Annotated in this window: 9 protein-coding genes; 6 read left to right on the top strand and 3 right to left on the bottom strand. The window is 66.2% G+C overall.

What is annotated here, in order from left to right:
* Positions 1 to 4: 4 nt before the first annotated feature.
* The 3 genes from DBR22_RS20045 (at position 5) to DBR22_RS20035 (ending at position 2,163) form a co-directional block, all read left to right on the top strand.
* Positions 5 to 304, top strand: a complete 300-nt coding sequence (locus DBR22_RS20045) for a hypothetical protein (RefSeq protein WP_258229335.1) — start codon at positions 5 to 7, stop codon at positions 302 to 304.
* 177 nt (positions 305 to 481) lie between these two features.
* The gene (locus tag DBR22_RS20040) at positions 482 to 1,297 is read left to right on the top strand and encodes a GAF and ANTAR domain-containing protein (protein ID WP_108600448.1); all 816 of its coding nucleotides are present in this window, start codon (positions 482 to 484) and stop codon (positions 1,295 to 1,297) included.
* Entirely contained in the window at positions 1,294 to 2,163 is an 870-nt protein-coding gene (locus DBR22_RS20035; protein ID WP_108600446.1) for an SGNH/GDSL hydrolase family protein, read from the top strand. Before DBR22_RS20040 ends, DBR22_RS20035 begins: the two co-directional genes overlap by 4 nt.
* A gap of 1 nt (position 2,164) precedes the next feature.
* Here DBR22_RS20035 and DBR22_RS20030 read toward each other — a convergent pair whose 3' ends face one another.
* Positions 2,165 to 3,517: a uracil-xanthine permease family protein gene (locus DBR22_RS20030; RefSeq protein ID WP_108600445.1), complete on the bottom strand. Its 1,353-nt coding sequence runs from the start codon at positions 3,515 to 3,517 to the stop codon at positions 2,165 to 2,167.
* Positions 3,518 to 3,779: 262 nt separating this feature from the next.
* On the opposite strand from DBR22_RS20030, the gene DBR22_RS20025 reads away from it, so the two are divergent.
* On the top strand, positions 3,780 to 4,385 hold the full coding sequence (locus tag DBR22_RS20025; RefSeq protein WP_108600444.1) for a malonic semialdehyde reductase: 606 nt from the start codon (positions 3,780 to 3,782) through the stop codon (positions 4,383 to 4,385).
* Positions 4,386 to 4,563: 178 nt separating this feature from the next.
* Here DBR22_RS20025 and pgm read toward each other — a convergent pair whose 3' ends face one another.
* Entirely contained in the window at positions 4,564 to 6,222 is a 1,659-nt protein-coding gene (gene pgm / locus DBR22_RS20020) for a phosphoglucomutase (alpha-D-glucose-1,6-bisphosphate-dependent) (RefSeq protein WP_108600443.1), read from the bottom strand.
* Positions 6,223 to 6,465: 243 nt separating this feature from the next.
* Between pgm and DBR22_RS20015 the strand changes: the two genes are divergently transcribed.
* On the top strand, positions 6,466 to 7,407 hold the full coding sequence (locus tag DBR22_RS20015; protein ID WP_108600442.1) for a nuclease-related domain-containing protein: 942 nt from the start codon (positions 6,466 to 6,468) through the stop codon (positions 7,405 to 7,407).
* A gap of 71 nt (positions 7,408 to 7,478) precedes the next feature.
* Entirely contained in the window at positions 7,479 to 8,063 is a 585-nt protein-coding gene (locus DBR22_RS20010) for a DUF4190 domain-containing protein (protein ID WP_108600441.1), read from the top strand.
* 7 nt (positions 8,064 to 8,070) lie between these two features.
* Here the strand turns inward: DBR22_RS20010 and DBR22_RS20005 are convergent.
* Positions 8,071 to 8,429, bottom strand: a 359-nt coding sequence (locus tag DBR22_RS20005; protein WP_219928144.1) for a hypothetical protein, incomplete at its 5' end; no start/stop codon positions are given.

Below are 8,429 nucleotides of genomic sequence, written 5' to 3'. Positions count from 1 at the left end.
GGAGCTGGGCGGTGCCGGTGCTGCCGGTGCCGGCCGGTCCGGCGGCTCCGATGACCAGCCGCACGCCGGGGCCGACACGAACGATCCGGGCGTTGAAAGGGACGAGCCGCCGGTTCCGCGCGACGCGGACGTACCCTCCGCAGAAGCCGAAATCGACGAATCCAACGCTGATTCACAAGGGTCCGAGCCCTTCTCTTCGGAGCCGGGCCAGGAGGCATCCGGTGTGCCGGACGGCAGCGGCAACGACCTCCCCCAGGAGAAATCACCGAACGACGACGACGAGGAAAGCTTCGACGCCGGCTGACCGTTGGGTGCCGGGACGGACAGACGTCCCGGCAGGGTGAAAGAGCTGCCGTCCGGCTTCGTGCCGGGCGGCACTCTTCTGCGTCCATCTGCCGTACTTTCGCCCATCCGGGCCGATCCGGACGTATCCTAGGAAGAGGTTTTGAAGTGGGCCGCCTTCCGAACCAAGGCGTGGATCATGGCCGCGGAGACTCCGGCGCAACCGGTCTGGGAATCACTTCCCGATCCCCAGGATGTGGTGTTCGACAGCAAGGATGTCGAGAGCTTCCTTGCTGAGGTCACCCATGAATTCATGCGCGATATCAACGGGGAGCACCGCGGCATCAGCTGGGCCGCCACCTTCTTCCGCCACGGCTCAGCCCATACGGTCGCGGCCGGCAGCGCCGTAGCACTGGCCGCGGACCAGGAGCAGTGCTCCTTCGAGGACGGGCCGGTCCTGGAGGCCCTGCGCTCGGGAGACTTCGTTCACCTTGCTGACATGGCCCGCGACCGGCGCTGGCCGGGATATGCCAGTGCGGCAGCAGACCACGGCGTCAGGTCGTTGCTGTCCATGCCGATTGTGTCCACCGCAGGATCAAGTGCCGCGATCAACCTCTATGCATCCACCCCGCACGCCTTCACCAGCGAGGACATCGTCAAAACCCTGGCCTATGCGCGGGAAGTGGCCAGGGCGCTGCGGGTGGTGCTGCGTGTCGCCGAACGGGCCGAAGCCAGCGCAGAGCGGGCTGTCGCCGAAAGCTCCATGGTGCTGATGGACGTGGCCGTCAGCACGCTGATGGCGGATTACGGCTTGGGCCATGAGGTGGCCCTGCAGTATCTGCGGACCGTCGCCAGGCATAACCATCAGGGCCTTCGCGAGGCTGCGATGAACATAGTGGCCGCCTCGCGGCAGGACTCGAATGCTCCTGCCCAGGAAACGGCCGATTTGCGTGGACTGGTTTCAGTTGAATCACCTGCCCTCAAGGGACCCCACACAACAGGGAGTACACCATGAATGCCTGGAAGGAAAACCCGGTAACCCCGGATGCCTTTTCGGTTCCTGCACCACATCCTTGGCACCGGCTCGTTGCCCTGGGTGACTCATTCACTGAAGGGATCGGAGATCCCGAGCCCCTCAGCGAAGGCGGTTACAGGGGCTGGGCGGACCGGGTTGCAGAGGAACTGAGCGAAAACCAGCCGGATTTCGCGTACGCCAACCTGGCCGTGCGGGGGCGGCTGGTGCGGCAGATCTTCGATGAGCAGCTCGGCCCGGCGCTGGCTCTGAAGCCTGATCTGGTCACAGTTTCAGCGGGCGGTAACGACATCGTCTTTCGGCGCAGCGATCCTGACCGGCTTGCCGAGACAATCGACGAGGGGGTGGGGCAGCTGACCCGTTCCGGGGCCACGGTGGTCCTTTTCGCAGGCCCGGACTGGGGTGCGACGCCGATTTTCAGCCAGATCCGCGGGAAGGTGGCCATCTTCAACGAGAACCTGCATACCGTGGCGGCACGCCACGACGCGGTGATGGTTGACCTGTGGTTCCTGCGCGAACTCTCGGACCCGGGCATGTGGGACCCGGACCGGTTGCACTTCTCGCCGCTGGGCCATCACACCATTGCGGCGGCGGTGCTGAAAGGCCTGGGCGTCCCACACACGTTGCTGCCCCAGCAGCCCAAGCTGATGGTCCCGCGAAGCTGGCGCCAGGCCCGCACAGAGGACCTGACCTGGGCGCGCGAATACCTTGTCCCCTGGGCGCTGCGGCAACTCAAGCTCCATCCGGAGGACGAGAGCCTGCTGGTGCCCAAACGCCCGGAGCCACGGCCCGTGTTCGGCCGCGGCGGCCCGGCTGCCCAACAGCTCAGCGGCGGCCACGCGGCCTGACTCAGCGCTTCTTCGGTGCGCGTTTCGCTGCAGCGTTAAGGGTGGCCTTCGCTGCAGGCGGCAGCCCGGCCACTTCGGTTTCCGGCTCCGCCACAGAGCCGCGGGCCTTGGCGATCGCTTTCATGCCGTGGTAGATCACCAGGGCGGCGGTGGAGCCAAGCGCGATGCCGGTGAACGTCAGGTCGCCGACGGTCCAGGTGTAGTCCGCAATGCCGATGATCAGCGCCACGGCGGCGGTGGTCAGGTTGATCGGGTTGGAGAAGTTCACCTTGTTCTGGACCCAGATCTTCACGCCCAGAACGCCGATCATCCCGTACAGCATGGTGGCAGCACCGCCCAGGACCCCGGGTGGGACGGTGGCAATCAGTTCGCCGAACTTGGGTGAGAAGCTCAGGACGATGGCGAACACGCCGGCCACCCAGTAGGCCGCCGTCGAATACACCTTCGTCGCTGCCATGACGCCGATGTTTTCGGCGTAGGTGGTGGTGCCGGAGCCGCCGCCGATGCCCGCCAGCACCGTCGCAGCGCCGTCAGCCATCAGCGCGCGGCCGGAGACGCCGTCGAGGTTCTGGCCGGTCATTGCCGCCACGGACTTCACGTGCCCGATGTTCTCGGCCACGAGGACCAGCACCACCGGGATGAAGAGGCCAAGCACCCCAACGTGGAACTCCGGGGTCTGGAACTGGGGCAGGCCGACCCACGCCGCCGCGTCCATCTTTTCGTAGCTCACTTCGCCGCGGAGCATGGCCACGAGGTATCCCACCACCACGCCCACCAGGATGCTCAAGCGGCCGATGATGCCGCGGAACAGGACGCTGACCAGGATGATCGTGGCGAGCGTAATGACGGCGGTGATGGGGGCGGCGTCGAAATTCTGTTTCGCAGCGGGGGCGAGGTTCAGCCCGATCAGCGCCACAATGGCGCCGGTGACGATCGGCGGCATCAGCCGGTTGATCCACTCGGCGCCGAATTTCTGCACAATGGCGCCGATGAGGGCAAGTACGACGCCGGCAATCACCACTCCGCCCAGCGCCCCCGGGACGCCGAACTGCTGTTGGGACGCCATGATGGGGGCGATGAACGCGAAGCTCGAGCCGAGGTAGCTGGGTACGCGGCCCTTGGTGATCACCAGGAAAAGCAACGTGCCGATGCCCGAGAAGAACAAGGTGGTGGCCGGCGGCATCCCGGTGATGATGGGGACCAGGAAAGTGGCTCCGAACATGGCCACCACGTGCTGCATGCCCACGCCGATGGTCAGTGGCCAGGCGAGCCGCTCATCCGGGGCAACCACGTGGCCCGGCTTGATCGATTTGCCGTTGCCGTGGAGCTTCCATTTCATTCCGAGCATGCTCATGGGCGGGGGCCTTTCAAGGGGGTGCCGCGACGGGCCGGGATCTTCCGCTGCAACAATACCGCGCCGCAGGGCCCCGCGTTGAGAGGGTGCTGTCGGGTGGCCTGCCTGTAGCCCGAAGGATTCCGGCTCCCCGTCCGCGGGTGGTCTGTGGCGAAGGTCACGTGCCGTCATGGGAAGAGGAATCGAACGCTTGAAGTTGCAACTATGGAACGGGGAACAGACAGCCGCCAAACAGGTGCGCTGCGCAGCGAAAGGTACGTCAATGACCATTGCCCACGAAGAAGCAGTTATCGACCCGGCCGCCGTCGACGCCATCTTTGCCGAAGCGCGCACGGCCAACTCCTTCACCGGCGAGGTGACCGAGGACCAGGCCCGCGCCATTTACGAGCTCACCAAGTTCGGCCCCACGGCTTTCAACTCCCAGCCGCTCCGCGTCACCTACGTCCGCTCCGACGAGGCCCGCGCGAAGCTCGTTGACACCCTGGCCAACGGAAACAAGGCCAAGACCGCCTCGGCTCCGCTTATTGCCGTCCTCAGCTATGACACCGCCTGGGCCGAGCAGTGGGACACCTTCCTGCCCGGGTACAACGCCCCGAAGGCCATGTACGACGCCGCTCCGGACCTGGCCGCTGCCACCGGCAACAACAACGCCCACCTGCAGGCGGGCTACTTCATCATCGCCGTCCGCTCGCTGGGTCTTGCCGCCGGCCCCATGACCGGAGCCGATTTCAGCGCCATCGACGCAGTCTTCTTCCCCGCCGGCGATCAGAAGAGCTTCCTCGTGGTCAACATCGGCCAGCCCGGTGAAGACGCCTGGGGCGCAGCAAAGCCCAAGTTCAGCTACGAGGACGTCGTCCGCACCGTCTGACGCTCTCTCACCTACTGCACGTTTAACACCGACGCGCTCTCACTTAATGCGGCTTTAAAACCGATGCTCTCTCACTTTCCTGAAGAAAGTGAGAGAGCATCGGTGTTTTAAGCGCATTAAGTGAGAGAGCGTTGGTTGTCTCGTTGGCGGGACAGGCAGGTGAGGCGGGACAGGCAGGTTAGGCGATGACGCCGTCCACCAGCGCCTTGGCCTCGGCCTGGACCTGCTTGAGGTGCTCCTCGCCCTTGAAGGACTCGGCGTAGATCTTGTAGACGTCCTCGGTCCCGGACGGGCGGGCGGCGAACCAGGCGTTCTCGGTGACGACCTTGAGCCCGCCAATCGGGGCGCCGTTGCCCGGCGCCTCGGTCAGCTTCGCGAGGATCGTCTCGCCTGCCAGCTCGGTGGCGGTGACGTCCGACGGCGAGAGCTTGCCCAGGGCCGCCTTCTGCTCCCGGGTTGCTGCTGCGTCAATGCGCGCATAGACCGGGGCGCCGAACTGATCGGTCAGGCCCTTGTACAGCTGGGAGGGGGACTTGCCCGTGACAGCGGTGATCTCCGAGGCCAGCAGCGCCAGCAGGATGCCGTCCTTGTCCGTGGTCCAGACGCTGCCGTCCAGCTTGTTGAAGGATGCGCCGGCCGATTCCTCGCCACCGAACGCGCCCTCGCCGGACAGCAGTCCCGGCACAAACCACTTGAAGCCCACGGGGACCTCCACGAGCTTGCGGCCCAGGCTTTCAGCAACGCGGTCGATGATCGAGGAGGACACCAGGGTTTTGCCCACCACCGAATTGGGGTTCCAGCCGCTGCGGTTGCGGTAAAGGTAGTCGATGGCCACTGCAAGGTAGTGGTTCGGGTTCATCAGGCCACCGTCCGGGGTGACGATGCCGTGGCGGTCGGCGTCGGCGTCATTGCCGGTGGCGACGTCGAACGCGCCTGAACTGCCGCCGTCGGACATCCGCTTGATCAGCGAAGCCATCGCGGCCGGCGACGAGCAGTCCATCCGGATCTTTTCGTCCCAGTCCAGGGTCATGAATGCCCACTGCGGGTCCACGGTGGGGTTCACCACCGTGAGGTTCAGGTGGTGGCGCTCGCCGATTTCGCCCCAGTAATCCACTGCGGCACCGCCCATGGGGTCGGCACCGATGCGGACGCCGGCGTCGCGGATGGCGTCCAGGTTCAGCACCGACGGGAGGTCATCAACGTAGCTGCTCAGGAAGTCGAACTTGCCGGTGCTGTCCGCGGCCAGGGCGTCAGCGAGCGGAATGCGCTTCACGCCGCGGAGGCCGTTTTCGAGCAGTTCGTTGGCGCGGTTGGCGATCCAGCCGGTGGCGTCGGAGTCGGCGGGGCCGCCGTGCGGGGGGTTGTACTTGAAGCCGCCGTCGCCCGGCGGGTTGTGGCTGGGCGTGACCACAATGCCGTCCGCCTCCGGGGCGCCCGCCGCACGGTTGTTGTTGTAGGTCAGGATGGCGTGGCTCAGAGCAGGGGTGGGGGTGTAGCCGTGACGGGCGTCCACCAGTACCTGCACACCGTTGGCGGCCAGCACCTCGAGGGCGGAATTCTGCGCCGGCTCACTGAGGGCGTGGGTGTCCTTGGCCAGGAACAGGGGGCCGGTGATGCCCTGCCCTGCCCGGTATTCCACAATCGCCTGCGTGATCGCGACGATGTGTTTTTCGTTAAACGACGCCTTGAGGCTGGAACCACGGTGCCCCGAGGTGCCGAACGCTACGCGCTGGCCGGGATCACCAAGATCCGGCGTGATGTCGTAGTACGCGTCGAGGAGCGCAGTGATGTCAACAAGGTCCTGGGGTTGGGCAACTGTGCCCGCGCGGCTAGCCATGGGACCAGCATGCCAGACGCAGGCCGGGGGCAGAACGGGCTGTCCAGAATCCGGCCCCTGTGACGCGGAATGTCACGAAACAGGTAATGAAACCTGAGTACCGGGCCCAAAAGTACCTATATACCGGCTCCCGCCGCCGCTGTTACGTTCGGGAAAAGCATGGAACGTCAAAGCGCGACGGCGGCACTGGGGCCGCGTCGCACGCGGCTGTAAGCGGCCGCCTGGAAGGGAAGGGGCCGGGTCATGGGGGCAGGGGACGGAGCAGCCGAACAGGCAAAGCGGACTGCAGAACGGGTGCAGCGACTGAAGCGCCGGCTGGACCAGGCCGAGCATGCCACGAAGGCGTGGGATGAAGGTGCTGTCGGCGAACAGATCGTGGCAGAGCGGCTGGGCACGCTCGTTCCGCACGGCTGGTTCCTCCTCCACGACATGCATTGGCCAGGGCGGCCCAAAGCCAACCTCGATCACGTGCTGGTGGGACCCGGCGGCGTCATCGTGGTGGATGCCAAGAACTGGACGGGGGAGGTCAGCGTCGCCTCCGGTGTCTTGTGGCAAGGCCGGTTTGCCAGGACGCAGTCCGTGGAATGCGCCCTGGCGCAGTGCGCGGCCGTCGCCTCTGTGATGGCGCCGCGGCACCGGCGGTTCGTCCGCCCGCTCATCTGTCTTGCCGGGCAGCCGGATCTGTTCGGCATTACCAGCTCCGACGTCGCCGTGGCAGGTTCCGACCGCGTTGTTGCTGCCGTATTGGCACTGCCCACGGTCCTCGACGAGCAGGACGTGGCCACCTTGCACGCCCGCCTAGGCGAGGAACTCATGCAGGAACCCGTAGCGGAAAGCCCGGTGGTGAGAGCTTTGACGTCGAAACCGGCCGGCCCGCCCAGGGTTGCGCAGCCGCCGGGGACGCCGGGCAGGCAGTCGCGGCAGACACGTGCGGCAGGCAGGTCTGCGGTGGACGGGCCAGCGCCGGGCAACGGGCCAGCGCCGGGCCGGCCAGGTCCCCGGAACTTCGGACCCCGGGTGGGCCGGACCGCGGGCGCAGGAACCGGCAGCACCGGTCACGGTGCGGGCTACGGTGCGGGCCGGAAGTCGAGGGCCCAGCAGCAGGCCACCAGCATGACCCACCTGATGTTCCTTGCCGCCTTCGTGGTCTTCGCCGTGTATGTCCTTCCCTACTGGGGCGGGTAGGGACTGTGGAAGGTGTGACTGGAATGACGGCGGCGGTAGGCTAAGCAGTAAGACTTCCGAGGGGGAAAACCATGAGTGACCAGCCAACGCCACGCCCCGATTCCCACGGGTCAGGTACCCATGGAACAGACGATCCGCCATCCGGCTACGAGCCGCCGCGTTTTGTGCCGCCACAGGGCTCCGACCTCCCCGCGCCGCCGCTTTACGATCCTAACCAGTACGGCGCGGGCCGGTACGGCCAGCCGGAAAACCAGGCAGGCGGGCAACACGGGGCGCCTTACGTCCAGCCGTCCAGCCCTTACGCACAAAGCACTGGCGCGTATGGCCAGCCAGCCAGCCCGTATGGACAACCCAGCCCGTACAGCCAGCCCGGCTCCTATGGGCAACCGCAGTATTACGGCATGCCGGCAGAGCCCAAGGGCCTGAGTATCGCCAGCATGGTCTGCGGTATCGCCTCAGTCATCCTTGGCTGGCTCATGATCCCGCAGGTCGCCGCGATCATCACCGGCCATCTGGCGCTCCGCCGCGAACCCTCGGGCAAGGGCCTGTCCATCACCGGCCTGGTCCTGGGATATCTGTGCTTGCTCGGCTATGGAGCGTTGTGGCTGTTCCTCGTCCTGGGGCTGATGGCGTACAGCACAAGTTACGGCTACTGAGCAGGCGCTAGGTCCCGGCGATCCGCTGTGCATGTTCGCGCTCCGCTTCGCTCAATGAGCCGGCTGCGCTCCGAAGCAGGGACCAGCGGGTTGTGATTCCATCGGGACCGCTGAGGCTGCCCGCCGCCAACGCGCTTTCTATCCGACGCCGAACCTCGTTTTCCGCCTTCGGTTCGGCCGCGAAGACCACCCTGAGCGCCACTGCGTTGCCATCCCGCTGATGGCTCGTGTGGTGCGGCGCCAGCGGGCACGGCGGCGGGTGCTCCCAGCTTCCACAAAGCTCTACGGTGATCGCGGCCCCCGCCGTCCCGGGGTCGCTTTCAGCGTCCATGAGCAGGGAAGCCTCGTGGACGTACGGTTCACGCA

The organism is Arthrobacter sp. HMWF013, assembly GCF_003061105.1.
GTDB lineage: Bacteria > Actinomycetota > Actinomycetes > Actinomycetales > Micrococcaceae > Arthrobacter.
The sequence above is the reverse complement of the archived record's forward strand: the minus strand, read 5'-3'. Positions and strand labels throughout refer to the sequence as shown.